Raw genomic sequence first — 26,380 nt, forward strand, 5'->3', positions numbered from 1 at the left:
GCCCACGCGACCGGCGTCGGCGACCGATGCCCGCCGGGTCGGTTTAGAGGGACCCGGCTGGCGGGCGCCAATCTTTATACCGTGACCGTCGGTGAGTTCGTTCGTCATGGAACACTACGACGGTGCCCCCCTGACGCACTTCGCCGACGTACCGGCGATGGCCGCGGACCGGTACGGCGAGAAGACCGCCTTCACCTCGTTCGGACAGGAACTCACCTACGCCCAGCTCGACGCGAAGGCGAACCGGGTGGCGAACCTGCTCGTCGAGCAGGGCGTCGAGCCAGGGGACCGGGTCGGCCTGTTCATCCCGAACACGAACCAGTTCCCGCCCGCCTACTTCGGCATCATCCGGGCCGGGGCCGTCGCGGTCCCGCTCAACCTCCGGATGGATCCCAACACGCTGGGCTACGTGGTGAACAACTCCGAGGCCGACATCGTCATCGCCTCGCCGGTGCTCGCGGACGAGGCGCAGAACCTCGCCGCCGCCACCGACATCGGGACGCTCCTCCTGCCGGGGGTCACCGACGACGGCGTCGTCAACTACTCGCAGGCGCTGACCGACCAGCCGGCCGAGTTCGACCGCCCGGAGCGGGACCTCGGCGACATCGCCTGCCAGCCGTACACCTCCGGCACCACCGGGAAGCCCAAAGGCGTGCTCCTGAGCCACGAGAACCTGCTCTCGGCCGTCGAGGCCTACACGAAGGGCGGCCTCGCGGTCGACGCCGACGACTCCATGGTCCTCGTGCTGCCGCTGTTCCACATCTTCGCGCTCAACGCCATCATGTCGGTCTACCTCTACAAGGGCGGGACGATGCACCTCCAGCCCGAACCCGACGCCGAGAACATGCTGACGGCGCTGGACGAGCACGACGTGACGACGATGGCGGGCGTCCCCGCGATGTACACGATGATGTGGCAGGAGTACCGCGGCAACGAGGACCAGTACGACCTCTCCTCGCTGCGCTACGTCAACTGCGCCGCCGCGCCGCTGCCGGACAACGTCCGTCGCACCATCGAGGAGGCCTGGGGCGTCCCCATGATCGAGGGGTGGGGGATGACCGAAACCGCGCCCGCGGGCACCATCGAGCCGTCCCACGGCGTCCGGAAGGCCGCCGGCTGTATCGGCCCCGTACTGGAGACCTGCGACATCAAGATCGTCGACCCGGACGGCCGCGAGACGAAGCTGTCCACGGAGCAGCTCCAGCCGTTCCCGGACCCCGACCTCGACTTCGAGGGCGACGAGACGACCGGCGAGATCGCCATCCGCGGCCCCAACGTCTTCGAGGGCTACTACAAGCGCCCGGAGAAGACGGACGCCGTCTTCGACGACGAGGGGTTCTTCTACACGGAGGACATCGCCCGCGTCGACGAGGACGGCTATCTCTGGATGGTGGACCGCGCCGACGACATGATCATCGCCGGCGGGGAGAACATCTACCCCGCCGAGGTCGAGGAGGCGCTCTACGAGCACCCCGGCGTCGCCGAGGCCGGCGTCTCCGGCGCCCCACACGAGGTCAAGGGCGAGGCACCGGTCGCCTTCGTCGTCCTCGAGGAGGGTGCCGACGTGACCGAGGCGGAGCTGCGGCGGTTCACGCTCGACCACGTCGCCACGTACGCCCACCCGCGCCGGGTCTTCTTCGTCGACGAACTGCCCCGCGGCGCGACCCAGAAGATCCAGCGGTTCAAACTGGAGGAGATGGCCGAGGAGCGGCTGGGCGGCGAGCCCCTTGAGAGCGGCGACGAGCTGTAGGGCGCAATCCCTACGCGATGTCCCGGGAGGTGTCGATGGCGACCTCCTCGGACAGCTCCAGCTTGATGATGTCGTTGAGGGCGCGGCCGCCGCGGAACTTCGGGATGGCCAGCCGGTTCTCGATGGTGTCGCCGCTCTCCGTGGTCTTCAGGTCGAAGACGACGTCGGACATATGGAGCGTGGTGTCCCGGAGTTCCGGGACGCGATGCCCGTCCAGACAGTGCAGCAGCGCGAGCGAGCCGGTGTTGTAGATGTGGTTCTGGAGCTCGTTCATGAAGTTGCGGAACCGGGGCGGCTCCTGGTGCTCCAGCACGTTCAGCGGGTCGACGATGAGGTTGGAGGACTCCGGGAGCGCCGACACCAGCTTGGCAGCGTTGTCCAGCGGTGCCTCGCCGGCCACGTCCCGGACGGTCGGGCTCCCGGTTGCGGCCGGGGAGTTCGCCAGCGAGTCGGTCACGGCGTCGCCGGTCCGGTCGAGCGAGATGTACAGCGTGCCGCGGGTCGCGGTGAGTTCGTAGAGGAGTAGCTCCGCCTGGCTCGCGGGGTCGGCCGTCAACGCGACGATGCTCCCGGCTGGGATCCCACCGTCGAGCTTCCGGTCGAGGACGTCGATTCCGGTCCGGAGCCTGTCCGGCATTACAGGTCTGGTACTCGCTATGGTAGATTAAACGTTCTGGCCTTCCGTACGCCGTCGACGGGCCGTAACGAGCGTCTGACGCCCGTAGCGAGACGCTCAGTCGCGACAGGGGGAGTCGACCGGCTCGGTTCCGCCCGGATATTCCCGGCTCGGGCGCGGGGTCGGGGGATTGAAGACGGCGGCGAGCGCCCCTCCGATAATGCGGCACGACCACCTCATCAGTGCCAGACAGCTCTCGCGGGCCGACGTGGAGGCGGTGCTGGACCGGGCCGCCGAGTTCGACGCCGGCGAACGGGTCGACCGGACCGGCGACCTGCTCGGGCTCTGCTTCTTCGAGCCGTCGACGCGGACGAAAATGAGCTTCGACACGGCGATGAAGCGCCTCGGCGGCGACACCGTCGATATGGGTCCCGTCGACTCCTCGTCGGTCAAGAAGGGCGAGTCGCTCGCGGACACGGTCCGGGTCGTCGAGGGGTACGCCGACGCCATCGTCCTGCGCCACCCCAGCGAGGGGGCGGCCACCCTCGCCAGCGAGTTCGTCGACGTCCCCGTGATCAACGCCGGGGACGGTGCCGGCCAGCATCCCACCCAGACGCTGCTCGACCTCTACACCATCCGGGAGAACGCCGGACTGGACGACATCACGGTCGGCATCATGGGTGATCTGAAGTACGGCCGGACGGTCCACTCGCTGGCCGAGGCGCTCACGGAGTTCGACGCCGGACAGCATTTCATCAGCCCGGAGTCGCTGCGACTCCCCCGGAACGTCCGCTACGACCTCCACGAGTCCGGCGCCGACGTGCGCGAGCACACGGGCCTGGAGACCGTCCTCCCGGAGCTGGACGTGCTGTACGTCACCCGCATCCAGCGCGAGCGGTTCGCCGACGAGAACGAGTACCGCCAGGTCGCCGGCGAGTACCGTATCGACGCGGGGACGCTCGAGGCGGCCCGCGACGACCTCACCGTGATGCACCCGCTCCCCCGCGTCGACGAGATCGCCGCCGACGTCGACGAGACCGACCACGCCCACTACTTCGACCAGGCGCACAACGGCGTCCCCGTCAGGATGGCGTTGCTCGACCGGATGCTCGATCGAGGTGACCGACGATGACCGACCCCGACGAGGAGCTCCGCGTCTCCAAGATCCGCAGCGGCACCGTCATCGACCATATCGCGGCCGGGCAGGCGCTCAACGTGCTCGCCATCCTCGACATCGACGGCTCCGGCGGCGAGGAGGTCTCCGTCGGTATGAACGTCCCCTCCGATCGGCTGGGTCGCAAGGACGTCCTGAAGGTCGAGGGCCGGGAGCTGAGCCAGGCCGAGGTCGACGTCCTCTCGCTCATCGCGCCCGCGGCCACCATCAACATCGTCCGGGAGTTCGACGTGGTCGAGAAGGCCCGCGTCGAGCGCCCGACGGTCGTCCGGGGCATCCTCTCGTGCCCGAACGCGAACTGCATCTCGACCGCCGGCGAACCGGTCGAGTCGCGGTTCGAGGTGCTCGAGGAGGCCGTCCGGTGTGGCTACTGTGACGAACTCATCCGCGAGGACCTGGCCGACCACATCGCCGCGGACTGACGGCTCAGACGTCGATGTCGAACTGCTTGGGGTAGTCGGTGAGGTTCTCGACGCCGTCCTCCCGCACCACGACGAGGTCCTCGATGCGCACGCCGCCGACGGCCGGGTCGTACAGGCCCGGCTCGACGGTCACCACCATCCCCGCCTCCAGCTCGTTGTCCTGGGTGCTGAGACGCGGGTACTCGTGGATGTCCAGCCCGACACCGTGGCCCGTGGTATGGATGAATCCGGTCTCCGCCGCGTCGTCCGCACGGAGCGTCGGCAGCCCGGCGTCCTCGTAGACGTCGCAGACCGCGCCGTGCACCTCGCTCCCGGAGACGCCCGCCTCGATAGCGTCGAGTGCGGCCTCCTGGGCCGCCAGCGTGAGGTCGTACCACTCCCGGGCGCGGTCGGTCGGCGTCCCGACGCAGAACGTGCGTGTCATATCCGCGAAGTAGCCGGTCGACTTCGACCGCGGGAAGATGTCGACGATGATCGGCTCGTCGGCCCGGAGCGGGCCGCTCCCGCGGTCGTGCGGGTCGGCAGCGTCGGCACCGCAGGCGACGATGGTCTCGTCGAGCGCACAGCCGTCGTGCAGCAGCGCGATCTCGATCTCGGTCCGCACCCGCTCGCTCGTCAGCGGCTCCCCGTCGTGGTGGAGGACGCCCTCCTCGACGGTCGCCTCGCGGAGCAGTTCCTCGGCCCGTGCCATCGCCCGCTCGTTTGCCTTCTGTGCCTCGCGGATGTGGGCGATCTCCGTCTCGGTCTTCACCGCGCGGACGCGCTCGACACGGTCGTCGCGGTCGACCGTCACGTCGATGTCCTGCTCGCGGAGCCCCTCCGCGGGGCCCAGCGGCGCGCGCTCGGGCATCGCCACCGATTCGACGCCGTGAGCCCGGCAGAAGGCGGCGACGGCGCGGTCGCTGCCCTCGTGCTGGCCGTACTCCTCGACGAGCCGCTGGGCGTCGTACGCCGACCCGCGCTCGACGGAGTCGCCGCGTGACTCCTCGGCCGCACGGCCGTACTCCAGCGCGGAGACGAGCAGGTGGGTCGAGCCGCCCTCGCCCTCGGCAACGCCGTCCCGGACGTACAGCGTCACGTACGGGTCCGGGGCATCGAAGCCCGAGAGGTAGCGCTGCGTCGCGTCCTCGCCGTCGGCGTCCACGAGATACCCGTCCACGCCCGCCTCCCGACAGTACGCGTCCAGCGTCGTGAGGTCCAGATTCATGCTCCACCCTGGGTCCGGCGAGGGTATAGGCGTGGCGGGGCGGCCACCCGGCACGCCCGGCCGGCGCCTCCGACACGCTCTTGCCCGGGCCACGAGTCGCTCGGACTATGGACGCACTCGTTCGCCGGTCCGCGGTCCGCGGGGTCACCCGCGCGCCGTCCTCGAAGAGCTACACCCACCGCGCCATCCTGGCGGCCGGCTACGCTGACGGGGCCCTCGTCCGGAGCCCGCTGGACTCGGCCGACACACGGGCGACCGCCCGCGCCGTGGAGCGGTACGGCGGGGCGGTCGAGCGCCTCGGAGAGAGCGGTGAGCCGGACGACCCGGAGGCTATCGACTTCGCCGAGACGCCGCTCGATGCCGCGCCGGGCGACCTCCTCGTCTCCGGCTTCGGCGGCCGCCCCGAGGTCCCCGCGCAGGTACTCGACTGCGCCAACTCCGGCACGACGATGCGACTGACGACCGCGACGGGGGCGCTCGCCGACGGCCTGACCGTCCTCACGGGCGACTCGTCGCTCCGGTCGCGGCCCCAGGGACCGCTGCTCGACGCGCTGGCACAGCTCGACGGCCGTGCCGAGTCGACACGCGGGAACGGCCAGGCCCCGCTCGTCGTCGGCGGCCCGGTCGCGGGCGGCGAGGTCGCCATCCCGGGCGACGTCTCCTCGCAGTACGTGACCGCGCTGCTGATGGCCGGCGCGGTCACGGAGGCTGGCGTCCGCGTCGGTCTGACGACCGACCTCAAGTCGGCGCCCTACGTCGACATCACGCTGGAGGTGCTGGACGCGTTCGGCGTCGAGGCCCGGGCGCTGGACGGATCGGGCGCTCCCCTCGACGGCGCCGCCGACGGCACCGCCGCGCTCGCGGTCGGCGGCGGCCAGTCCTACGACCCGACAGACGGGGCGTACCGGGTGCCCGGCGACTTCTCCTCGATGTCGTACCTGCTCGCGGCTGGGGCGCTCGCCGCCGACCCGGACGGGGCGCTCGTCGTCGAGGGGGCGAAGCCGAGCGCGCAGGGCGACGCCGCCATCGTCGACGTCCTCGACCGGATGGGTGCCGACATCGAGTGGGACCGGGGCGACGGCCGCCTGACGGTGCGGCGCTCGTCACTCTCGGGTGTGGAGGTCGGCGTTGCCGACACGCCGGACCTGCTGCCGACCATCGCGGCGCTCGGCGCGGCCGCGGACGGCACCACCCGCATCACCGACTGCGAGCACGTCCGGTACAAGGAGACCGACCGCGTCAGCGCGATGGCCGAGGCGCTGGGTCGGATGGGTACCGTCGTCGAGGAGGAGACCGCCGAGCTGGTCGTCCACGGCGGCGAGACCGACCTGACCGGTGCGACCGTCGACGGCCGCGCCGACCACCGCATCGTGATGTCGCTCGCCGTCGCGGGCCTCGTCGCCGACGGCGAGACCCGGGTTCGGGGCGCCGAGCACGTCGACGTCTCCTTCCCCGGTTTCTTCGACGCGCTGGACGACCTCGGCGCGGACGTGGGCCGCGAGGAGTAGTCGCCTCGGGGGACGACCTCGTGAATCGGCGTCGCCTCGACGCGGCGCAGGTGCTCGCCGACGGCCGTCGCGGTGAGTCCGACCTCGTTCGCGATGTCGGCGTGGGTCGCCTCCCGCGGTTCGCTGTAGTAGTCACAGTCGATGCCCGCCCGCAACATCTCGCGCTGGCGCTCGGCCAGCAGCGAGAGCATCCGCGTGCTGCCGGCCTCGTACCCCCGCCCGCTCGATGTCGAACCGGATACTGCCGGGTGACGACCCGAACACCTCCGGGATGGTGCTCTCCTCCGCGATGAGCGTCACCCGGGGCCGGCCGTCCACGGTGAACAGCATCGACATGTCGATGGCGAACTCGTACTCCTTGCGGAGGTCGAGCGGCCGCTCGACCAGCGGCGTGGGCTCGAGATGTGAGTGGAACAGGACCGTCCCCGCGGGCCGCCTGGTGACCGATGGCCTCGCTGTGCCCCTCGAACAGCTCCATGACCCGGTCGGGGTCGCCGCTCACCTCGAACACCACCACCGGGGTCCCGTCCGCCAGCCGGTCCAGTTGGTCGACGGCCTCGCGACGGCCCCCCGATTCCTCCAGCAGCACCGCATCGAGCGGCCGGAAGAGCCCCTCGTCCGGCCGTATCGTCCCCGTCGCGGAACGCATACGAAGTCCATGGGTACGCGGAGTGCTAAACGCCGTCGGGGGCGATTGCCGGCTCGATTCCCGGTATTTCTGGCGAGAAGCTGGCGTAGCCAATCAATGGCAAACTTTAGACGGGTATTACGAGACAGTCGAAAAACCGGTGGAGCGCCCCGCCGTGGGAGCGGCCCGTCAGAACTCCGCGCTCTCGTAGACCCAGCCCTCGGTGGACTGGTCCCAGTTGACGAGCTCCTCGTCGTCGAAGAAGAGGGCGATCTCGCGCTCGTTGGCGCCCTCGTCCTCGTGGTCGGAGCCGTGGATGACGTTCTGCCCCAGGTCCAGCCCCAGGTCACCGCGGATGGTGCCCGGCTGGGCCTCGGCGGGGTCGGTCGCGCCCATCATCCGGCGGACCTGCCGGGTGGCGTCGGCGCCCTCCCAGACCATCGCGAACACCGGCGCGGCGGTGATGAACCCCACGAGGTCCTCGAAGAACGGCTTGTCCGCGTGCTCGCCGTAATGCTCCTCGGCGAGGTCCTGGTCGATCCGCATGAACTTCGCGCCGACCAGTTTCAGGCCCCGACCCTCCAGCCGGGAGACGACCTCGCCGATGAGGCCACGCTGGACGCCGTCGGGCTTGACCATCACGAAGGTGCGCTCGTCGTGATGACTCATGCCTCGGTCTCCTCCTCGAGGTCGTCCTCGGGGTCGGCGGCCTCCTCGGACGCGGTGTCGGCGGTCTCGGCTTCGACCGTGGCGTCCCCGGTGGTGTCGGCGGGTTCGGCCGACTCGTCCTCCGTCTCGTGGTCGTCCTCGGACGCCCCCTCGGCGGTGTCGGGTTCGGTCGCCGCGTCGGTGCTCGCCTCGGCCGTGGCGGCCTCGCTGGCCTGCTGGTTCGCCTGTGCGGCCTGCCGGCCGGCCTCCGTCCAGCCGACGTTCCGGGGCTCGCGGCCCTTCTCGGCCGCCCGCTCGCATTTGGCCGAGCAGAAGTGTTCGGTGCTGCCGTCCACGCGGACGAACATCGTGCCCGTCCCGGGCTCGATGTCGTCCCCGCAGAAGTCACACTCTCGCGTTCGTACCATTATTGACCTCCGATGGAATCCGCTTCGCGGGCGGTCTCGCGCAGCTGTACGACGTCCCCGACCCGGACGGGACCGAGGACGTTTCGCGTGATGATGCGGCCCTGGTTCGACCCCTCCCGGATGCGGCATTTGACCTGCATGGCCTCGCCGTGCATCCCGGTCTTGCCGACGATCTCGATGACCTCGGCCGAGGTCGCGCCGGACTCGCCTTCCTCGGCGGACATCTTACCGGAGTTCCTCGATCTTGTTCCCGATCTCCTCGACGTCCGTGGTCGCCTCGCCGGCGTCCACGATGGCGGCCGCGGCGGAGCCGACCTCCAGGCCGGCGGCGCGCCCGACGTCGTCCTGTTCGCCGACGAAGATGTACGGGATGCCCTTCTCGTCGCAGATGTCGGGCAGATGCATCACGACCTCCTCCGGGCTGACGTCCTCCGCGACGAAGACCAGCATGGCGTTGCCACGCTCGACCGCCTTCGTCGTCTCGTTGGTACCCTTCTTTACCGAACCGGTGTCCCGGGAGACCTCGAGCGCCTCGAGGGCGTCGTCCTCGAGATCGGCCGGAACGTCGTAGTCGACGTATACTGACATGATGTGTTCACCTCCTGTACGCGGGCTCGCGCTCCCCCGCCGGTTCGGGCCCGCTGGCCCTGGCCCGCCCGTGAGACCGCGGGGGGCGTGTCCTGAGAGGCTAGGAGCATCACAACCCGGTACAGGCTGTACACGTTCGTTCCCCGTCGGCACGTAAAAGCGTGTATGAACGCGTCTCCGCCGTGACAGCCGGCCGCACGACGACCGGACCCCCGGCGCCACCGACAGGGCGCCGGGACGGCCGCCCCCGGCACGAACCGTTATCCGGCCCGGCCGCGCAACTGGGGTCATGCCCCCCGAGACGTTCGACATCGGTGGCGACCTGACGGTCAACCGACTCGGCTTCGGCGCGATGCGCGTCTGTGGCCCGGACATCGTCGGCGCGCCCGACGACGAGGCGAACGCCCGGCAGGTGCTCCGCGACGCGGTCGACCACGGCGTCGACTTCATCGACACCGCGGACGCCTACGGGCCCGGGACCAGCGAGCGGCTCATCGGCGAAACCCTGGCGCTCGACGGGGCCGTCGACGACGGCCGCGACCGCGTCGACGCCGAGGACGTCGTGGTCGCGACGAAGGCCGGCCTCCTCCGCAACGGCGACGGCGACTGGCTCCGCCACGGCGCTCCCGACTACATCCGTAACCAGGTGCTGGCCTCGCGCGACCGGCTCCGGGTCGATACCATCGACTGCTACCAGTACCACGCGCCCGACGAGGACGTCCCGTTCGAGGAGGCCGTGACAGCGTTCGGCGAACTGAAAGACGACGGGTTCGTCCGTCACGTCGGTCTCTCGAACGTCACCGTCGACCAGCTGATGACCGCCCGCGACCACGTCGAGGTGGCGACCGTCCAGAACCAGTACAACGTCGCCGACCGCCGGGACGAGGACGTGCTGGCGGCCTGCGAGGCCCACGGTATCGGGTTCATGCCGTACTTCCCGGTCGGGGCGGGCAGTCTGGGCGCGCTCGCCGAACCCCTCGACGTGGTCGCCGCGAACCACGACGCCAGCCGCTACCAGGTGGCGCTCGCGTGGCTGCTCCACCACTCGGACGTGACCCTGCCCATCCCGGGGACGAGCGACCGCGACCACCTCGCGGAGAACGTCGCGGCCGCCACCCTCGAGCTGGCCGAGTCGGAGGTCGCACGGCTGGACCGCGTCGCCTGACCGATGTCCGAACTGCCGCTCGGGGACGGGACCGTGACGTTCGATCTGCCGGACTGCGAGGTGGACGTGGCCGAGCCGGCCGGCGGCGAGGCGGTCGACCCGGTGACGGCCGCCCGCGAGGCGGTCGAGGACCCGCACGGGCCGCGGCTCTCGGAACTGGCCGACCCGGACGACCTCGTCTGCATCGTCGTCACCGACGCCACCCGCGCGACGCCCGACGGCGTCCTGCTGGACGCGCTCCACGACGAACTCGGGCGCGCGGGCATCCCCCGGGCACAGGTCCGCGTGCTGGTGGGCCTTGGCCTCCACCGCCCGATGACGAACGCCGAACTCCGCGAGTCGCTGGGCGAGCACGCCGACCGTGCGGTCAACCACGACGCCGACGAGGCGGTGCCGGTCGGCGAGGTCGACGATGTCCCGATCGAGGTCCACCCGACCGTCGCACACGCGGACCTCGTCGTCTCGACGGGGATGGTCGAGCCACACCAGTACGCCGGGTTCTCCGGCGGCGCGAAGACGGCCGCCATCGGCGCCGGCGGCGAGCCGCTCATCAGGCACACCCACGGACCCGGGATGCTGAGCCGGGCCGGCGTCCGCCTCGGCCGCGTCGATGACAACCCGTTCCGGGCGGCGGTCGACCGTGCCGGGGACGTACTCGGCCTCGACTTCTGCGTCAACGTCACCCACGGACCCGCGGGCATCCTCGACGCGGCCGCCGGCCGGCCGCGGGCGGTGGTCGAGGACCTCGCCGCCTCCGCCCGCGACGCGCGCTCCGTCGCGGTCGACGGCGGCTACGACGCCGTCCTCGCGGGCGTCGGCGCCCCGAAGGACGCCAACCTCTACCAGACGACCCGCGCGTTCACCTACGTCACCCTCGGCGCCCGGAACCCACTTGAGGAGGGGGGTCGTGTCGTCGTCCCGGCGGCGCTGCCGGAGGGCGCCGGCGAGGGGACGGGCGAGCAGCGGTTCTACGAGCGGCTCTCGGCGGCGAGCGACGCCGACTCGCTGTACGAGTCGATGCGCGAGGGGTACGAACCGGGCGCCCAGCGCGCGTTCGTGGTGGCCCGCGCGCTCCGTGAGCACGACTGCTACGTGACCGACTCGACCGCCCCGGGTATCGTCGAGGACTGCCTGCTGGACGCCCGCGACTCGGTCCCGGACGCCGTCGAACCGGGGAGCCGGGTCCTGCTGGTGCCGGATGCGCTGAACACGCTCCTGACGTAGCTGTCGCCCGGGTGGCCCTCGCAAAAACGGTGTGGGGGGTGGGAGGGTCTTGGGGGGTTCGACCAGCCGCGTGCCCGGTCGTGTGACCCTTCGGATGCGGGGGGGTCGAGTCGGACCCGCGGCGCCGGCGGACTGACATGGGAGCGCCGTCCTGTACAGCGGGGATACCGACAACCCCGATTTAGTGGTGACGCGGGAGGATGCAGTATGTGACGACGGGGCCAGTCCCGCCCGGCGCACATGTCCCAGGTAGTGGGACATCCGAGGACCGTGGACGCTGCGCGGCCGTGGCGCTCAGGCCGGGTCGAGTTCGGCGCGCTGGTCCGTGAGGGGGGTCGCCCCCGAGACGACCTCGGTGTACCAGCCCTCCCCCCACGTCCGGAGCGATTCGTCGGTCGAGTGCAGGCACGCGCGGAACTCCCCCCGCCCACCGAAGGCCCCGAGGAACACCGCGCCGTCGCAGAGCGTCAGCCCGGCCGCCAGCGGATCCTCCGTCACCACCGTCGTGACGTTCGGGGCGTTCACGGCCAGCTCCATGGTCTCGGGATACGCCTCGAACGCCTGCCGTACGGTCGGCTCGTGGTGCACCAGTTCGATGTCCGTGCCGGCCGAGACCACCGGCTCGAACGACCGGACGAACTGCGGGGTCAACACCGGGCAGAGCCCGCGGAGCCGCTCGGGGGCCTCGGGGAGCCGGTCGACGAAGAACTCCGTCGCGGCCTGTGGCTGGGTCCGAGTTCCTACGGCCACCTCGCCGTCGAACGGGAACGGCAGGTCGTCGGCGCGTTCGAACTCGGCGAGGAACTCGCTGAACCGGTCGCTCCGGTCGACGACCCGCGCGAGCCGTTCGTCCTGCTCGACGACGTGCTGGCCGGCGGCCGTCAGTTCGTAGCGGGCGTCGCCGGCCTTGTGCACCCAGCCGCGCTCCTCGAACCCCGCCAACGAGCGGTGGACCGCGGAGCGCGACGCGCCGGTCGCGTCCTGCAGGTCGCTCGGCGTCCGCGGTGCCTCGTCCAGCGTTCGCAACACCGCCACCCTGCCGGTCGACGCTGCCAGGAACTCGATTCCCTCTCTCGCATCCATACTACAACTCGTCGGCCACCCGGGCAAAACGGTTCCGGCCGCCCATCTCCTCGGCGACTCGGTCCGTCCCTCGGCGAGCCTTCGTCGTCGCACGGACACCACGCGACCGGGGCCCGTTCGTGACGGACCTGACGAGGCGGACCTCGCGGTCGACCGTCCGCCCCTCCGTTCCGAGCCCGCACGTGGTGCCGGTCGTGCCGGGCACACCGAACAGGCTGGTCTACTGATTCGACGGGACTCGGCCGTGTGCGTCGACCGGATGCCGTGGCGGCGTCCGACGGCCGCCGACGGGTGAAGCAGGAGGGCCTACCGGTCCAGCGGGAATGGCCGCTGGCGGCCCGATTCCCCCCCCCCTCTGAGGCGCACCCCCCACACCCCCCGGTGTGTGAGTGCGCACGTTCGGGACCCCACGCCCCGGCCCGGTGCGCCAGGGATGGCCGTCCCACCTGATACCGCGACCCACGGGTACCAGTATCAACCGGGGCGGCCAGTTCCGGGATTCCGAACTGTTCCGCCCCCCGGAACACTACCCGGGGGGACGCACGCCCTCCGTGTACCGGCTCAGCGGCACCGAATCGGACGACTTCCGGTCGAACCAGCCGGCGGCCCACTCGAACAGGTCCGCATCGGCCGAGTGCAGACATGCCCGGAGGTCACCGTGTGACCCGTAGGCCTTCAGGAACACCTCGCCGTCGATCAGCGCCAGCCCGGAGTCGATGGGGTCCGGGACCACATGGATGGTCACGCCCTCGCTCGACACGGCCAGCTCGACCATCCCCGGATACGAGTCCTGCATGTGGCTGGCGAAGTCCTCGCTGTAGACGAGTTCGACGGTCGTTCCCGCCTCGATAGTCGGTTCGAACGAGTCCACCAGCCGCTGTGTCAGCACGGGCGAGAACCCGCGGAACCGGTCGGCATTCGCGGGAAACCGTTCGAAGAGGAACGTCTCGGCCGCTTGCGGCTCGGTCGGGGTCGAGACACAGACGTCCCCATCGAAGGGGAACGGGAGGTCATCGGCCCGGCCGAACGCCGAGAGGAAGTCGCTGAACCGGTTGCCGCGTTCGACAGCCGTCGTCAGCTCCTCGTACTTCCTGAACACGTGACGCCCCGCTCCGGTCAGGGAATACCGCTGCTCCTGCTTTCGAACCCAGCCGTACTCCTCGGCCCCCGACAGCGCACGATGGATGGCAGTCCGGGAGGCCCCGGTCCGGTCCCGGAGTTCGCATGGCCGACACGGCCCTTCGGCGAGCTCGCGGAGTACCGCGATACGGCCGTCTGAGCCGGCCAGGAAATCGATTCCCTCTCTCGCGTCCATGTCGGCATCTACTCCCCAGTGGATAAAACGGTTCGGGCCCCCAGATACCCGCGGATGTGGCCCCTCCTCGCCGGTCCCGCTCAATGTCGAGGGGTTCCGGGAGTACCCTCTCGGTTCCCGTCCCACTCCGTTCCGGTGGAGTGACCCGTCGCGCTGGTCGCAGCTGAGCGACGCCGGAGGGTCAATCGCCACCCTCGGCGAGCGCCCCATCGCCGTCGGCCTCGTCGTCGATCTCCTCCAGTACGCGCTGATGGAACTCCTGCAGGACGGCGGACTCGTCCTCGGCGAGCACCACGTCGCTGGCCATCAGCGTCGCCAGACCGAACGCCCGCGGTGTCGGCGTCTCGACGGTGTGGTGGACGACTTCGAGGCCTCCGCGCTGGAGCTCCCGCAACACGGCCTCGATACCCGCGAGGTTGAGCTTGTCCTCGAGGATCTCGCGGTAGGTCTCCTCGATGACCGAGAAGTCCGTCAGCTCCTCGGCGAACGAGAGCAGCATCTCGCTGGAGACCTGCTGCTGGGCCGCGGACTTCTCGTAGCCCTTGTAGCGCTTCAGGATGAGCAGCGCCCGGGTCGCGTTGATGCGGAAGTAGCGCTTCAGCAGGTCGGTCCCGTCGAGCGCGTCCCGCAGGTCCGCGCGGGCCTGCCCCGGGGGGATGCTCTCCAGCACGCCCGGGAGGTCGACCTTCCGGTTCAGCGGCATCGACAGCGTGAACCCGTGGTCGGCGACGGCGACCTGGACGTTGGCGTTTGCCTCCTGCGCGCAGCGGTAGGCCAGCAGCCGCGAGAACCCGTCGTTGAACCGGCGGCCGTAGTTGGAGTGGACGTAGTAGTGGCGCTCGTACTGCTCGCGGTCCAGTTCCTCCTCCACGACGAGGCGGCCGTCCGTGGCGACGCTGTCGGCGCCGGCATAGCGGACCTGCTCGTCGAACATCCGCGTCACCGCACGGACGGAGTGCTCGTCCAGTGGGAACTCGCGGAGCCACTCGCGGACCGCGGGCGGCCCACCGTCCACCAGCTCGGCCAGCAGCTCCCGCTGGAAGGCGAGTATCTCCCGGCCGAGGTCGTATGAGAGCGGCAGGCGCTCGGAGAACCACGACGGGACGGTCGGCCGCGCGCCCGTCGGGTCGGCGTACACCTTCGACCCGCGGCGGTAGCGGTACTCGTAGTTCGACCCGCCGAGCACGAACACGTCGCCGGTCTCCAGGGTGTCGAGGTACTCCTCGTCGAGCTGGCCGACCCACTCGTCGCCCGAGCGTGTGAACACGTCACAGGTGAACGAGTCCGGGATGGTGCCGATGTTGGTCATGTAGATGACCCGTGCCATCCGACCGCGCTTCCCGATCAGCGGCCTGCCGGGGTCGAACTCCTCGTAGTGGTGCTCCCCGCCCGGCGCGTCGTTGGTGTCACGCCAGATCTTCGCGTAGACGTTGCGCTCCTCCAGCCCGTCGTAGTCGGCGGTCAGATAGCGGAACAGCCGCTCGAACTCGGCGTCGGAGAAGTTCCGGTACGGGTACGCCCGTCGTAGTATCTCGCGGATCTCCCGCTCCGGCCGGGGCCCGTTGATGGCCATCCCGTACACCTGCTGGGCGGCGACGTCCTGGGCGTCCTCGGGGACGAACACCCGGTCGACGAACCCCGCCTCGGCCTTCCGGAGCATCACCGCGCACTCGACGAGTTCGTCGCGGTCCAGCGCCACCACCCGGCCGGTCACGGTCTCGCCGAGCTGGTGTCCCGCGCGCCCCACCCGCTGCAGGAGCGCGGCGACGGACTTGGGCGACCCGACCTGGACCACGAGGTCGATATGTGGCATGTCGATGCCCAGCTCCAGCGAGGTGCTCGTGGTCACCACGTCCACGTCGCCGGTCTTGAGCAGCTCCTCGACGCGCTCGCGCTCCTCCTTCGACAGCGAGCCGTGGTGACAGCCCGAGTTCGACTCGTCGTAGCCCGGATAGTTCTCGCGGAGGTTGTGCAGCACCCGTTCGGCTCCGGACCGCGTGTTCGTGAACACGAGCGTGTTGGTCGCGTCCCCGATCCACTCGTGGAGCCGGTCGTAGAACCGCTCGTTGACGATGCCCGGCGGCGTGTCGATGAGGTCGTCCGTGGGGCAATGCAGCTCGATGTCGAAGTCCCGGACGAACCGGGCGTCGACGATCTCGTAGTCCCGGACCGTGGGGTCGCGGTCGGCGCCGGACCGGCCGTCAGGGGGGCCCGATTCGACGGCCCCGGCGTCGACATCGGGGGCCGCGCTCGGGGTGCTCCCGACGGGCGCGGCGTCGGCTGGTCCGGCGTCGGCGGGCGTCTCGCAGCCGACGAGGAACTCCGCCATGCCCGACAGCGGCTCCACGGTCGCCGAGCAGCCGATGCGGGTCGGCGAGCCCTCCGCCATGGTCTCCAGCCGCTCCAGCGAGACGGCCATGTGGGTGCCGCGCTTGTTGTCGGCCAGCGAGTGGATCTCGTCGACGATGACGTACTCCACTGTCTCCAGTTTCCGCTTGAACTTCGGGGAGTTCAGCAGGATGGCCAGCGTCTCCGGCGTGGTGTTGAGGATGTGCGGCGTCGTCGAGAGCATCGCCTGCCGGTCACTGTCGCTGGTGTCGCCGTGCCGGATGGCATGGCGCAGGTCGACGTCCTCGTGGCCGTTGGCCGCCAGCTTGTCCGTGATGGCGTCGATGGGTTCGGCCAGGTTCCGGTGGATGTCGTTGGCGAGCGACTTCAGCGGCGAGATGTAGAGGCAGTAGACGGAGTTCCCGAGGTCGTCGGCCTTCGCCCGCCGGAACAGGTCGTTGTAGATGGCCGCGAAACTCGCCTGTGTATTGTGGAGATACATCGCTCCCCGTCCGCCAACGAAGTTGTGTGGCCCTGGTACGGACAGGTCGATTATCCGCCCTCCGTACGGCTCCGTCGATTTCTCTTCGACGGTCAGCCAGGCCACGTTCCGCGACTGAACCTCCCGGATGTCCGCCGACAGCTCGGCTACTGTCTGGTCATCGGGCAGGTCACGGAGGGTAGTTCGTAGCTTCGAGAGCGCTTCCTCGGTGATGTACCCGGACCGCCGGACCACCTCGTAGACGTTTCCGAGTTCTGCCATGAAGGCATCGTAGTCCTCGAAGTAGTCCGATAGTTCCGCGATACGCTCGTAGTCGAACTGGTACTTACCGACCTTCGCTCCTCCACGTCTCCCGCCCTCCGCGTACGCTTCGAGTTCGGACATCTTCGGGTGCGCGATATCGGTTTCAGCCAGCACGCGCCGGAGGTCGTCACGTCCCCGAATCGTCAGGCGGTGATACTCGTGCTCGTTCTGCTCGGGTGTGTTGGTCGCCGTTTTCTGCACCTCGGAACGTGAACACAGCACGCCGAAGGAGAGGAGTAGGTAGTTCAACTGCTCGATCTTCATCTCATTGGCCTGCGTTAGGACGATCTCCGACTCTCGGACCTCCGCCTCCAGAGAGAGAAACGTCTCGAGAAACACGCTCTTCAGATGTCGAGGGGCATTGAGCAGCCAGTCCGGGAACGGGACTTCACGCCCGGTTCCGATATCGATTCCAACCAGTTCGGAGAGGAACGTCGCAAAGACCGTATCGGAGACGTAGTAGTCGATTTCGTGCGCTGGTTCGAACTCGACCCCGAACAGCTCCTCCATGGAGCGTCGCACGTCCTCGAGCAGGTCGCTCTGCCACTTCTGGGAAATCATGACGTACCGGCTTCGTTCGTCTCCTCCGATCTGCCCCTCCGCAAGAATGAACGCTGAGAGGCGGGCCAAATCAGCTGATAGCGTCTCGGGGTAGTGAAACCGAGACACTCGGCCGTTCGTAGTCTTCACCACGACCTCGTTGGCATCCAGCGGCTCCATCCCGTCGAGGAGCAGTTCCCGTGTCCGCGACTCCTTCGTTTCGGTCGAACCGGTTATCTGACCGTGGACAGTGGCGATGCTGGCCGAAATCCTGTCGGCGATTGCCCGCATACTCACGTCGGCGAGTGCCGTTGCGGCACGCAGCTGCTCCTCGTCCAGTTGCCCAATCGAATCGGCCTTCTCGAGGGCCTGAATGACGTCCGATGACTCCTCCGCTGTCAGTACGATATCGAACTCCGAACGGAGGCGTTCGATGGCGCGGTCGGAATCGAGTGTGATTTTCCGCTCGGGGAGCTGGAGTTCCCTCGGTACCCCGACGCGGTCTCCCTCGGAGACCTCTTCCGCCGGCCGCCACTCCGGCCCGTCTTCGGATTCGACCAGGAGCGGATGGGCCGGGGTCACCTCCACGTCCCGGCCATACGTCGTTTGGAACCGATAGAGGGGACCTTGGTACGACTCGGAGTACACCTGCGCCGAGCTGGTCGTCACTTCTCCGTCCTGATACGCGAACACGGAGGAATCGCTCTCGAAGAGCTCCCCACCGTCGATATCGCCAATCTTCTGCCCACGCTGCTGGTAAAGTTCCTGTGCGCGTACCGTTCGGACCTCTCCGTGTTGTTCGACTATCAGGGGCGTGTCCGGCTTCACGCATTTCCCGCTCCCGGTCGGCGCGCAGACGAGCGTGTTCTCGCCGTCGTCGACCAGCGGGATGGCCTCCTTCTGTGGCGGCGTGAAGAAGCCGCCGTTGCCGGGGACGAACTCGCCGAACGTCTCGACCCACCACTCCCGGACCTCGGGTTCGAGGCGGGCGAGCACGTCGCTGTCGTCGATCTCGACGGTCGCGGGGTCGAACGGGAGGTCGTCGTGACAGCGGCGGAGCAGTTCACGCCCGTCGTCGGTCAGGTCGACCTCGTGCCGGTGGCTCCCCATCCGTGTCTCGGCCGATGGGCGGGAGCCATGTCAAGTAGTCGCTTGCCGGCGGCCGGGTCGGGGGGCTCCGAAACCCACTAACCCCGCCGTCGCGCACTGCCCGTAATGACCGACCGCATCGACGACCCCAGGGACGTGCTCGGGCGCTACGAGCCCCTCGTGGACGATGTCGAGGCCTTCCGCGAGGCCTGCGCCCGGCCGCTCCCCGCGGTCGTCCGGGTCAACGAGATCAAGGCGACCCCCGACGAGGTGGCCGCCGGCTTCGACGACGAGGGGATCCCCTACGAACGGGTCGACTGGCACGGCGGCCTGTTCCGGCTGCCCGAGGGGAACCCCGGCGGCTCCTGGGCCTACGTCCACGGCTGGGTGTACGGCCAGGAGGAGGTCTCGGCCGTGCCGGCGCGGGTGCTCGGCCCCCGGCCCGGTGAGCGGGTGTTCGACCCGTGTGCCGCGCCCGGGAGCAAGACCACACAGCTCGCGGCGCTGATGGACGACAGTGGGCTACTGATCGCCAACGACTCCAACCTCGGCCGGCTGTCCGCGCTCCGGTCGAACGCCGAGCGCTGTGGCGTCTCCAACGTCGTCGTCACGAAGTCCGACGCGCGGAACTTCTCGCTGAAGCCATACGAGGGGACACCGTTCGACCGCGTTCTCGTCGACGTCCCCTGCTCCTGCGAGGGGACCATCCGCAAGAACCCCGACGCGCTGGCGGAGTGGACGCTCGAGCACGTCGAGGGCGTCGCTGGCGTCCAGAAGGGCATCCTCGAGCGCGCGGTCGAGATGACCCGTCCCGGCGGGACGGTCGTCTACTCCACCTGTACGTTCGCGCCCGAGGAGAACGAGGCCGTCCTCGACCACGTGCTCCGGACCGGCGACTGCGAACTCGTCCCGTTCGACCTCCCGCTCGAATCGCGGCCGGGCGTGGCCGAGTGGGAGGGCGAGACCTACGACCCGACTGTCGCGCGCGCCCGGCGCATCTACCCCCATCACAACGACACGGGTGGGTTCTTCTGTGCGAAGCTAGAGGTGACCGCCTGATGGCCGAGAACCGGCCACACCGGTTCGACCGGCTGCCGGCGACACCGGCCGAGCGGGAGGTCCCCGGCCGGGCCACCCGCGAGGGCGTCGTCGACTTCTGGGCCGAGCGGTACGGCGTCGACCCCGCCGTCTGGGACGACTACACCTTCTGGGAGAAGGGCGCCGACAAGGTGTGGGCGTTCGCGGGCGACGTCCCGACCCCTATCGAGGTGGAGGCGCTCGGCATGACGTTCCTCCGGACCGGCGGCGAACACTGGAAACCGACGACGGACGCCGTCCAGCGGTTCGGGCGCCACGCGACCGCCGACGACACCGTGGTCGACCTCTCCCGGGAACGTGCTCGGCATTTCCTCGCCGGCGAGGACCAGGAGCTGGACTGGGACGGCGACTGGGGCTATCTCGTCGTCCGGCACGAGTTCGGTCGCCGTGCCGAACCCATCGGCGTCGGCCTGTTCGTCCACGGCGAGCTGCGCTCGCAGGTGCCGAAGGGCCGCCGCCGGAAGCTCTGAGCCGGCATGTGCGGGGGGAACGTCCTGCCTGTCACCGACGGAGGGTGATTTCGTGGAAACGCCGGCGGTATCGGACGGACCTGTTCGAGTGTACGACTCCAGCCGTCGGCTGGTCGGAATATCATCGATAATCCTGTTGTTTTACTCGAAACTGTAGTATTATTTTTACGTGTCCGGGCCGTAGCTCGGACCGATGGATGACGACCGTTCACCCGTGGGTGTCGTGCGCTTCGGCGGCGTCATAGACACCTCGGTGACGAGGAAGGTGAGGGGACCGGTGACATGACCGGGACGGGCTCCGAGGGGTCGACGGCCGGCATACCGGTCTGCTGGCGCTGCCGGGAGTCGGAGGGACCGCTCCGTGAGGTGGCGCACCCGGACCCGGAGTGCGACCGGCGGATCCGGCTCTGTGCCGACGACTGCTGGCTGCCGGCAGCACACTACCGATGCCACCGCTGTGAGGCGGACGTCCCCCGCCGCGAGATGCGGTTCGTCGAGTCGACGACCCACGAGTTCGTGCCGGAGTGTCTGGACTGCAACCGCGCGGTCGTCTCCGGGGAGTGACCGCGGGGACGACCACGCCGTCCGTCAGTCCTCCTTCGACCGGACCGTTCCACCGCGCAGCCCATCCCACTCCACGCGATAGCCCAGGGCGGCGAGCGCCGCGCTCGCGTCGTCCAGCCCGTACTCGTCGAGGAGGGTCTCTGCGTCCTCCAGCGTCATCCCCGGTTCGATGCGCTCGGCGAGAGCGTCGAGCACCGCGGGGCGGACGAGCGTCCGACCAATCCGGTCGTGCTCGGGGAAGCGCTTGCCCTCGATGGCGGCCTCGCCGACCCCATGGCGCCCGGCGAGCGTCTCGATGGTCACCACGTCGTCCGCAGGGGTCAGCGCGTCCGGCAGCGCCGCGGCCGCGTCCGCGACCAGCGTGGTCTCGTACTCACGGAGCGCGTCGACCACGTCCTTCACGCGGACCGTCCCGTGGTAGGTGATGGCGCCATCCGTGAGCGCCGCCACCGCCTCGCCGACGCCCAGCGACTCGTCGACCGCGACCAGCATCGTCACGTCCTCCAGCCCGGCCAGCTGCGAGAGCTTCTTCTCGACGTACTCCGGGGTCCAGAACCCCATTATCTCGAAGAAGACGCGGAACCGCCGCGCCTCGCCCGGCCGGTAGTCGAACGCGAAGTCCGGGATTGCGACCCGACTGCCGGTCGCGAGCGGTTCGGGCTCGCGGACCAGTTCCCAGTCGAGGTCCAGCGCCTCGAACCGGGTCGCGAAGTCGCGCTCGACGCCCGAGTCGTACGACGGCTCCACGACCGGCTCCGTGGCCGGGACCGAGACGTCCGCGTCCGTCAGGACGAGTTCGCGCTCCGTGCCGCGGTCGTCGACGGTCGCCTCAAGCCGCCAGGCGGGGGCGCCCGCGACGGTCCGCAGCAGCCGCGCGAAGCGGGTGCCGTAGCGACGCGACCGGGAGAACGGCGCGCTCGGCCCCGTCACCACGACCTCGCGGTCGCTCGGTCCCTCGTCGCGGTCCGGCTCCGGCAGTCTGCGGACCTCGTACATCAGGCGCAGCCGCTTGACCGCCGAGACGAGTTCCTTCGGCTCCGTCGACCGCACGCGGACCTCGAGCGCGTCGAACAGCGCGGTCCCTGCCAGCGAGAGGTCGTACTGCGCGACGAGGGCAGCGGGGTCGTAGCGCGAATCGAACGCCGTCATGACCGCGCGGTCGTCGAGGTCGGCGTAGAGCGACCTGGCCACGGCGTCGACCCCGGCGTCCAGCGAGTCGGCCGCTCGGGTCAGCGCCTCGTCACGCTCGGCCGTCGTCACGACCCCGACCGCCTCGGCCGCCTCGAAGGCGGCCCGCCGGGCACGCGGCGGGTCGACGGTCGCCCGCGTCTCGAACGTCGCCTCGCGCTCCAGCAGCTTCGCGAACCCGCGGACGAGTTTGAAGTCGCTCGCATCCCGCTCCAGCTCCGTCAGTGCCGCCTCGAGGTCGGCCCGCTCCTCGCCGACGTGTCCCTGGTAGACGCCGATGACGCGGGCCGCCAGCGACCGGGCGTCCGGGTCGTCGCCGACGAACTGCGGGTGGTAGCCGCCGCCGGCGCGGGAGACCCGGAGCAGGTCCTTCGTCAGCATCCGGCTGGAGGGTGGGCAACCGACCGAATAAGCCCGTCGCCCGGGTGGGGCCGTCACCCTCACGTCGCCGCCCGCCTGCGCCGGGACGGTCGAGGCGACACGGACCGACCCCGTCGGGGACGCGAGTGCCGGTGCGCTCCCCGTGGCCGGCCGAGGGTGTCGACGCCTCGGAGCCCGCCAGCTACGACCGCCCCCTGCTGGACGCCCCGCTCCCGGTGACCGACGGCCAGCCGGTCTACCTGCCCTGTCACCGGCACGCGCCGGATCTGTCGAGGTTCGGGGAGCGCCTGCCCCACGGACGCGTCGAAGCCACCGTGGACCGGGTCGCGCCCGACCCCGCAAGTTCGATGCGCACGCCCAACGCCACGGCGCCGGGGCGAGTGGAGTTCATCCGGAAGGGGACGAAGCGGACCCGTGACCCTCTCGGCGAGCGGACTCCGTGAGAAGGTAGTGGATTCCGACGAGGGAGCGCCGTTGAACGCCTCAGTTGGTGAGGGGTTCCGGAACGCCTGCCGAAAAGAGAGTCTGCATGCAGCAGACCAATACTCCTCAAACATCACCGGTCGGGGTCGGCGAGGACGTGGTCACCGTTGATGAAGCCGACCCGGTAGAGCCGTTCGTCACAGCTGAGATAGAGTTCAACCCCACCGGAATCATGGTCGCGTATCCGTTCTCGGAGCCGTTCCAATCCGGGGGGTGCCGAGCCGATTCCCGACGTGTACTGGTCGCTCTCGATTGCCGTCTGTATGAGCTCTCGTTCCTCTGGCGTCACGTTGGCGCACCTGATTGGCGTGATACGTTCTCGTTTCGACGCGGAGACGTTCGCTCGAACCAGCCGGAACTCGATCGTACTGGACCGGTCACTACAGCCCGCGATGCCCATGGAACCGACCGCCAGCACCTGCACCACGGTTCGGCGGGTGGGGTTCATACCGCAACGGGACCAGGTTCGGTGGCAACTGTCTTCTGACACCCACGGGGAACAGACGTGCAGACGCGGATAACGGGACCTCTTCTGCACCGTCCGCGCCCAGTATCCGGCACTGTCGTTCTGTCAGTTACTCGGGATTGCAGCGAATGCAGCGGCCGATAGGTGTCGTCCCGATCCAGTGTATCCGCAGGACGGACGCGGTCTCGTTTCGGCTGTTCTGTCTCACCGCCGCCGTCGCGCCACCCGCTCCTCGGCCGTCTCCTCGGTGACGAGTTCGTACAGCAACGCACGGCCGGTGCGGGACGGCGTCGCCGGTTCGGTCGCCTCCGGGGCCGTGGCCACGGAGGCATCGTCCGTCTTGGGCCTGAGCACCCGGCCCAGCCGCTGGGTGAACTCCCGCTCGCTGCCGCTGCCCGAGAGGACGACGGCGACGTTCGCGTCCGGCACGTCGACGCCCTCGTCGAGGACGTTCGCCGTCACGACCCGGCTGTACTGGCCCTCGCGGAACCGCTCCAGTATCTCTCGGCGCTCGGCCGCGCCGGTCTCGTGGGTGATGGCCGGCATCAGGAACCGCTCGGAGAGCCGGTAGACGAGGTCCGTGTACGCGGTGAAGACGATGACGCGGTCGTCGCGGTGGCGGTCGAGCACCCGCTCCAGCTCCCGGATCTTCCCCTCGGCGTTCATCATCACCTCGCGTGCGCGCTGCTTGGCCAGCAGCGCCTCACGGGCTGCCGGGTCGGTACCGGACCGCTTGACCAGCTCCTGGTAGTCGCTGCCCGAGCGCAGCTGGATGCCCGAGGACGCGAGGTAGTCGGTGAACGTGCCCTGGTGGGCCTCGTAGCGTTCGCGCTCCTCGTCGGTTAGCTCGACGGCGACGCGCTTGATATCGAACGCGGCCAGGTGGTCCCCCGCGAGGTCCTCGGCGGAGAGGCGGTGGACCACGGGTCCGACGAGGGCCGCGACCACCTCGTGGGCGCCGTCGGGGCGCTCGAACGTCGCCGTCAGGCCGAGGCGGGCGGGCGCCGCGAGCAGCCGCGCGATGTCGCGGTAGCCCTCGCCCCCGAGGTGGTGGGCCTCGTCGAACACGACGAACCCGAAGCGGTCGCCCAGCGCGTCCGCCCGGAGGTACGCCGAGTCGTACGTCGAGACGGTGATCGGCTCGACGCGCTGCTCGCCGCCGCCAAGCCGGCCGACCGGGACGTCGAACTCGGCGCGGAGTTCACGTTCCCACTGGTCCAACAGGTCGACCGTCGGGACGACCACGAGTGTCGGCTCGCGGCGGGCGGCGATGGCCGCGATGGCGATGACGGTCTTCCCGCTCCCGGTCGGCAGCTCGAGGACGCCCCGGCAGTCGGCGTCGCGCCACGATTCCAGAGCCGCCCCCTGGTAGTCCCGCAGTTCGTACGCGGTCCGCAGGTCGGGCAGGTCGGCGGGCGTCAGTACCGCGTCGTCGACGGGGGCCTCCCAGTCGTCGAGCGCCGCCCGCAGGTCGGCATAGCGATGGGCGGGGGCGCGCCAGGTCTCCGAGCGGTCGTCCCACTCGACGCCGGGCAGGTCCCCGATGACGGACCCGGGGCCCGTCACGCGGACGGTGCCCTCGTCGAACCGGAGCCGGACGCCGTCGCGGTCGGTCTCGGCCACAACCGACGGTCCGGGGCCGCCGGTGTTGAATCCCGCGGCTACGGCCGGTTCGATGACCGACCACACGTGGGGCGCCGCGGCCAAACGGTTAGGAGACCACGGCCGGAAGGGTACCACAGGACCGGCCGTGCGGCCCGGCCCCTGACCGATCATGGCGACCGAACAGGAACCGGACTCATTCGATCTCTTCGACTCGTTCCGCCAGTTCCTCGGCCTGGAGCGGGACGTGCTCGTGCTGTCGCTGGCGATGCTGGCGTTCAGCCTGAGTTTCCAGATGACGAGTCGCTACATCCCCGAGTACCTGCGGGTGCTCGGCGCCGGCGCGGGCGTCATCGGGCTGTACGGGAGCGCCGGCAACCTCATCGGCGCCGTCTACCCGTACCCCGGCGGCGCGCTCTCTGACCGGGTCGGCTCGCGGGTCGCGCTGACCGGCTTCGCCGTCGTGAGCACCGTCGGCTTCGCGCTCTGGTGGCTCGCGCCCGCACTCGGCGCGTTCGCTCTGGGCCCCGTGACGGTGCCCGCGTGGGGTTGGATCTTCCTCGGCCTGTTTCTGGCCCAGTCGTGGAAGTCGTTCGGACTGGGGGCGACGTTCGCCATCGTCAAGCAGAGCGTCCCGCCGAACCGGCTCGCGATGGGTTTCGCCTCGACGGAGATCTTCCGTCGCGTCGGCTTCCTGCTGGGCCCGCTGTTCGCCGCGGCGCTGCTCGCTGTCACCGCCACCTTCCTCGACGGCTTCCGGCTGGTGCTCCTGCTCGCACTCGTCTTCGGCGCCGTCGCGACAGTCGTCCAGCACGTCCGTTACGATGCGAGCGAGGACACCCTCGGCGACTCGTTCGCGGGGCTGGCCGGTGTGAAACGTGACCTCCGGGAGATGCCGGCGACGCTGCGGCCGCTGCTGGTCGCGGACACGCTCGTCCGCTTCGCGAACGGGATGGTCTACGTCTTCTTCGTCATCGTCGTGACGCAGTTCCTCGAGGTGGGGTTCCGGGGGTTCGGCCTGCGCCTCCGACCGGATGCCTTCTTCGGCGTGCTCCTGGGCGTCGAGATAGCGGTCGCCATCGTCACGAAGGCGCCCGTCTCGAAGCTCGCGGAGTACACCGGTCTGAAGCCCGTCGTCGGCCTGGGTTTCCTGGTCTACGCCGTCTTCCCCGTCCTGCTCATCAGCGCGCCGGCCGACCAGTGGACGCTGGTGGCGCTGTTCGCGTTCTCCGGGCTCCGGTTCGCCGGCCTCCCCGCCCACAAGGCGCTGATCGTCGGGCCCGCCGAGCGGGACGCCGGCGGCCGCGTCACCGGCACCTACTACCTCCTCCGGAACACCGTCGTCATCCCGAGCGCCGCTCTCGGCGGCTGGCTCTACGGGAGCGACTGGCGGGTCGTCCTCCCGCTGGAGGGAGTCGGTCTGCCCGCGATGACCCTCACCGCCGGCCCGGAACTCGCGTTCGGGACGGCGACGGTCGTCGGGCTGGCCGGCGTGGCCTACTTCGCCGTTTACGGCCGGGAGTTCGAGGCGTACGCGTAGAGCGGGACGCCTCGGTCCGGAGCCGGCGGAGACGCGGAAATAGAACCCTTATCCGGTGGCGTCGACAATC

The 26,380-nt window shown here is 69.8% G+C and carries 24 protein-coding genes and 2 pseudogenes; 11 read left to right on the forward strand and 15 right to left on the reverse strand.

The genetic code is table 11. The features are described 5' to 3' along the window. Positions 1–106 precede the first annotated feature (106 nt). Positions 107–1,750 carry a class I adenylate-forming enzyme family protein gene (locus tag DP107_RS10225; protein WP_144262061.1) on the forward strand — a complete coding sequence of 548 codons (1,644 nt, stop codon included), beginning with the start codon at positions 107–109 and terminating at the stop codon, positions 1,748–1,750. Between the two features lie 10 nt (positions 1,751–1,760). Here the strand turns inward: DP107_RS10225 and DP107_RS10230 are convergent, their stop codons facing one another. Continuing rightward, positions 1,761–2,387 carry an RAD55 family ATPase gene (locus tag DP107_RS10230; RefSeq protein WP_144262062.1) on the reverse strand — a complete coding sequence of 209 codons (627 nt, stop codon included), beginning with the start codon at positions 2,385–2,387 and terminating at the stop codon, positions 1,761–1,763. A gap of 199 nt (positions 2,388–2,586) precedes the next feature. Between DP107_RS10230 and pyrB the strand changes: the two genes are divergently transcribed. Together pyrB and pyrI are read left to right on the forward strand one after the other, a co-directional pair. After that, a complete protein-coding gene (pyrB, locus tag DP107_RS10235) occupies positions 2,587–3,498 on the forward strand; it encodes an aspartate carbamoyltransferase (RefSeq protein WP_144262063.1) in 912 nt (303 codons plus the stop codon). After that, positions 3,495–3,962 carry an aspartate carbamoyltransferase regulatory subunit gene (gene pyrI / locus DP107_RS10240; protein ID WP_144262064.1) on the forward strand — a complete coding sequence of 156 codons (468 nt, stop codon included), beginning with the start codon at positions 3,495–3,497 and terminating at the stop codon, positions 3,960–3,962. Before pyrB ends, pyrI begins: the two co-directional genes overlap by 4 nt. Positions 3,963–3,966: 4 nt before the next feature. Here the strand turns inward: pyrI and DP107_RS10245 are convergent, their stop codons facing one another. Continuing rightward, positions 3,967–5,169, reverse strand: coding sequence for a M24 family metallopeptidase (locus tag DP107_RS10245; protein ID WP_144262065.1), 1,203 nt, complete (start codon positions 5,167–5,169; stop codon positions 3,967–3,969). 107 nt (positions 5,170–5,276) lie between these two features. Between DP107_RS10245 and aroA the strand changes: the two genes are divergently transcribed. Beyond that, a complete protein-coding gene (gene aroA / locus DP107_RS10250) occupies positions 5,277–6,677 on the forward strand; it encodes a 3-phosphoshikimate 1-carboxyvinyltransferase (protein WP_144262066.1) in 1,401 nt (466 codons plus the stop codon). A gap of 44 nt (positions 6,678–6,721) precedes the next feature. Here the strand turns inward: aroA and DP107_RS21425 are convergent. From DP107_RS21425 to rpl7ae, 7 genes and pseudogenes are all read right to left on the reverse strand, one after another. Then, a pseudogene (locus DP107_RS21425) lies at positions 6,722–6,868 on the reverse strand (helix-turn-helix domain-containing protein); the annotation flags it as partial. Then, positions 6,810–7,094, reverse strand: a complete 285-nt coding sequence (locus DP107_RS21670; RefSeq protein WP_449405193.1) for a hypothetical protein — start codon at positions 7,092–7,094, stop codon at positions 6,810–6,812. The gene DP107_RS21670 and the pseudogene DP107_RS21425, both read right to left, overlap by 59 nt. Before the next feature lie 13 nt (positions 7,095–7,107). Further along, positions 7,108–7,326: pseudogene (locus DP107_RS21675) on the reverse strand (hypothetical protein); the annotation flags it as partial. Positions 7,327–7,494: 168 nt separating this feature from the next. Next, positions 7,495–7,974 (reverse strand): nucleoside-diphosphate kinase, encoded by a 480-nt coding sequence (gene ndk, locus DP107_RS10265; protein WP_144262068.1) that lies wholly within the window; start codon positions 7,972–7,974, stop codon positions 7,495–7,497. Continuing rightward, positions 7,971–8,381 (reverse strand): 50S ribosomal protein L24e, encoded by a 411-nt coding sequence (locus DP107_RS10270; RefSeq protein WP_144262069.1) that lies wholly within the window; start codon positions 8,379–8,381, stop codon positions 7,971–7,973. The genes ndk and DP107_RS10270 overlap by 4 nt, the downstream gene beginning before the upstream one ends. Then, complete coding sequence (locus tag DP107_RS10275; protein WP_144262070.1) at positions 8,381–8,605, reverse strand: 30S ribosomal protein S28e; 225 nt, start codon at positions 8,603–8,605, stop codon at positions 8,381–8,383. Before DP107_RS10275 ends, DP107_RS10270 begins: the two co-directional genes overlap by 1 nt. A 1-nt stretch (position 8,606) precedes the next feature. Further along, a complete protein-coding gene (gene rpl7ae, locus DP107_RS10280) occupies positions 8,607–8,969 on the reverse strand; it encodes a 50S ribosomal protein L7Ae (RefSeq protein WP_144262071.1) in 363 nt (120 codons plus the stop codon). Between the two features lie 289 nt (positions 8,970–9,258). Between rpl7ae and DP107_RS10285 the strand changes: the two genes are divergently transcribed. Both DP107_RS10285 and DP107_RS10290 read left to right on the forward strand, forming a co-directional pair. Next, complete coding sequence (locus DP107_RS10285; protein WP_144262072.1) at positions 9,259–10,134, forward strand: aldo/keto reductase; 876 nt, start codon at positions 9,259–9,261, stop codon at positions 10,132–10,134. A 3-nt stretch (positions 10,135–10,137) separates the two neighbouring features. Continuing rightward, positions 10,138–11,358: a lactate racemase domain-containing protein gene (locus DP107_RS10290; protein WP_144262073.1), complete on the forward strand. Its 1,221-nt coding sequence runs from the start codon at positions 10,138–10,140 to the stop codon at positions 11,356–11,358. A 294-nt stretch (positions 11,359–11,652) separates the two neighbouring features. Here DP107_RS10290 and DP107_RS10295 read toward each other — a convergent pair whose 3' ends face one another. The 3 genes from DP107_RS10295 to DP107_RS10310 form a co-directional block, all read right to left on the reverse strand. Next, a complete protein-coding gene (locus DP107_RS10295) occupies positions 11,653–12,441 on the reverse strand; it encodes a helix-turn-helix transcriptional regulator (protein ID WP_144262074.1) in 789 nt (262 codons plus the stop codon). A 526-nt stretch (positions 12,442–12,967) separates the two neighbouring features. Then, on the reverse strand, positions 12,968–13,756 hold the full coding sequence (locus tag DP107_RS10305; protein ID WP_144262076.1) for a helix-turn-helix transcriptional regulator: 789 nt from the start codon (positions 13,754–13,756) through the stop codon (positions 12,968–12,970). A 181-nt stretch (positions 13,757–13,937) separates the two neighbouring features. Beyond that, positions 13,938–18,539, reverse strand: coding sequence for an ATP-dependent helicase (locus DP107_RS10310; protein WP_144262077.1), 4,602 nt, complete (start codon positions 18,537–18,539; stop codon positions 13,938–13,940). A 105-nt stretch (positions 18,540–18,644) separates the two neighbouring features. Between DP107_RS10310 and DP107_RS10315 the strand changes: the two genes are divergently transcribed. From DP107_RS10315 to DP107_RS10325, 3 genes are all read left to right on the forward strand, one after another. After that, positions 18,645–19,577 carry an RsmB/NOP family class I SAM-dependent RNA methyltransferase gene (locus tag DP107_RS10315; protein WP_144262078.1) on the forward strand — a complete coding sequence of 311 codons (933 nt, stop codon included), beginning with the start codon at positions 18,645–18,647 and terminating at the stop codon, positions 19,575–19,577. After that, a complete protein-coding gene (locus DP107_RS10320) occupies positions 19,577–20,086 on the forward strand; it encodes a DUF7122 family protein (RefSeq protein ID WP_144262079.1) in 510 nt (169 codons plus the stop codon). The genes DP107_RS10315 and DP107_RS10320 overlap by 1 nt, the downstream gene beginning before the upstream one ends. 282 nt (positions 20,087–20,368) lie before the next feature. Next, positions 20,369–20,650 carry a hypothetical protein gene (locus DP107_RS10325; RefSeq protein ID WP_144262080.1) on the forward strand — a complete coding sequence of 94 codons (282 nt, stop codon included), beginning with the start codon at positions 20,369–20,371 and terminating at the stop codon, positions 20,648–20,650. A gap of 24 nt (positions 20,651–20,674) precedes the next feature. Here DP107_RS10325 and DP107_RS10330 read toward each other — a convergent pair whose 3' ends face one another. Next, entirely contained in the window at positions 20,675–22,219 is a 1,545-nt protein-coding gene (locus DP107_RS10330; protein ID WP_144262081.1) for a DUF790 family protein, read from the reverse strand. Between the two features lie 125 nt (positions 22,220–22,344). Here DP107_RS10330 and DP107_RS10335 point away from each other — a divergent pair, with 125 nt between their 5' ends. Then, a complete protein-coding gene (locus DP107_RS10335; RefSeq protein WP_238330850.1) occupies positions 22,345–22,662 on the forward strand; it encodes a hypothetical protein in 318 nt (105 codons plus the stop codon). A 113-nt stretch (positions 22,663–22,775) separates the two neighbouring features. On the opposite strand, the gene DP107_RS10340 is transcribed toward DP107_RS10335, so the two are convergent. Both DP107_RS10340 and DP107_RS10345 read right to left on the reverse strand, forming a co-directional pair. After that, a complete protein-coding gene (locus DP107_RS10340) occupies positions 22,776–23,150 on the reverse strand; it encodes a hypothetical protein (RefSeq protein ID WP_144262083.1) in 375 nt (124 codons plus the stop codon). 222 nt (positions 23,151–23,372) lie between these two features. Further along, positions 23,373–24,791 (reverse strand): DEAD/DEAH box helicase family protein, encoded by a 1,419-nt coding sequence (locus DP107_RS10345; RefSeq protein WP_238330851.1) that lies wholly within the window; start codon positions 24,789–24,791, stop codon positions 23,373–23,375. A gap of 151 nt (positions 24,792–24,942) precedes the next feature. On the opposite strand from DP107_RS10345, the gene DP107_RS10350 reads away from it, so the two are divergent. Further along, entirely contained in the window at positions 24,943–26,310 is a 1,368-nt protein-coding gene (locus DP107_RS10350) for an MFS transporter (protein ID WP_144262085.1), read from the forward strand. Positions 26,311–26,380 lie beyond the last annotated feature (70 nt).

The organism is Haloglomus irregulare, assembly GCF_007421925.1.
GTDB classification, from domain to species: Archaea; Halobacteriota; Halobacteria; order Halobacteriales; family Haloarculaceae; genus Haloglomus; species Haloglomus irregulare.

Bases quoted from the DNA above. Each gene is read 5' to 3' on its own strand.
- ndk (WP_144262068.1), bottom strand. From the start codon at position 7,974: ATGAGTCATCACGACGAGCGCACCTTCGTGATGGTCAAGCCCGACGGC.
- DP107_RS10340 (WP_144262083.1), bottom strand. From the start codon at position 23,150: ATGAACCCCACCCGCCGAACCGTGGTGCAGGTGCTGGCGGTCGGTTCC.
- DP107_RS10325 (WP_144262080.1), top strand. From the start codon at position 20,369: ATGACCGGGACGGGCTCCGAGGGGTCGACGGCCGGCATACCGGTCTGC.
- DP107_RS10275 (WP_144262070.1), bottom strand. From the start codon at position 8,605: ATGTCCGCCGAGGAAGGCGAGTCCGGCGCGACCTCGGCCGAGGTCATC.
- pyrI (WP_144262064.1), top strand. From the start codon at position 3,495: ATGACCGACCCCGACGAGGAGCTCCGCGTCTCCAAGATCCGCAGCGGC.
- DP107_RS10290 (WP_144262073.1), top strand. From the start codon at position 10,138: ATGTCCGAACTGCCGCTCGGGGACGGGACCGTGACGTTCGATCTGCCG.
- DP107_RS10225 (WP_144262061.1), top strand. From the start codon at position 107: ATGGAACACTACGACGGTGCCCCCCTGACGCACTTCGCCGACGTACCG.
- DP107_RS10285 (WP_144262072.1), top strand. From the start codon at position 9,259: ATGCCCCCCGAGACGTTCGACATCGGTGGCGACCTGACGGTCAACCGA.
- DP107_RS10295 (WP_144262074.1), bottom strand. From the start codon at position 12,441: ATGGATGCGAGAGAGGGAATCGAGTTCCTGGCAGCGTCGACCGGCAGG.
- DP107_RS10230 (WP_144262062.1), bottom strand. From the start codon at position 2,387: ATGCCGGACAGGCTCCGGACCGGAATCGACGTCCTCGACCGGAAGCTC.
- DP107_RS10315 (WP_144262078.1), top strand. From the start codon at position 18,645: ATGACCGACCGCATCGACGACCCCAGGGACGTGCTCGGGCGCTACGAG.
- DP107_RS10350 (WP_144262085.1), top strand. From the start codon at position 24,943: ATGGCGACCGAACAGGAACCGGACTCATTCGATCTCTTCGACTCGTTC.
- pyrB (WP_144262063.1), top strand. From the start codon at position 2,587: ATGCGGCACGACCACCTCATCAGTGCCAGACAGCTCTCGCGGGCCGAC.
- DP107_RS10305 (WP_144262076.1), bottom strand. From the start codon at position 13,756: ATGGACGCGAGAGAGGGAATCGATTTCCTGGCCGGCTCAGACGGCCGT.
- aroA (WP_144262066.1), top strand. From the start codon at position 5,277: ATGGACGCACTCGTTCGCCGGTCCGCGGTCCGCGGGGTCACCCGCGCG.
- DP107_RS10330 (WP_144262081.1), bottom strand. From the start codon at position 22,219: ATGCTGACGAAGGACCTGCTCCGGGTCTCCCGCGCCGGCGGCGGCTAC.
- rpl7ae (WP_144262071.1), bottom strand. From the start codon at position 8,969: ATGTCAGTATACGTCGACTACGACGTTCCGGCCGATCTCGAGGACGAC.
- DP107_RS10320 (WP_144262079.1), top strand. From the start codon at position 19,577: ATGGCCGAGAACCGGCCACACCGGTTCGACCGGCTGCCGGCGACACCG.
- DP107_RS10245 (WP_144262065.1), bottom strand. From the start codon at position 5,169: ATGAATCTGGACCTCACGACGCTGGACGCGTACTGTCGGGAGGCGGGC.
- DP107_RS10310 (WP_144262077.1), bottom strand. From the start codon at position 18,539: ATGGGGAGCCACCGGCACGAGGTCGACCTGACCGACGACGGGCGTGAA.
- DP107_RS10270 (WP_144262069.1), bottom strand. From the start codon at position 8,381: ATGGTACGAACGCGAGAGTGTGACTTCTGCGGGGACGACATCGAGCCC.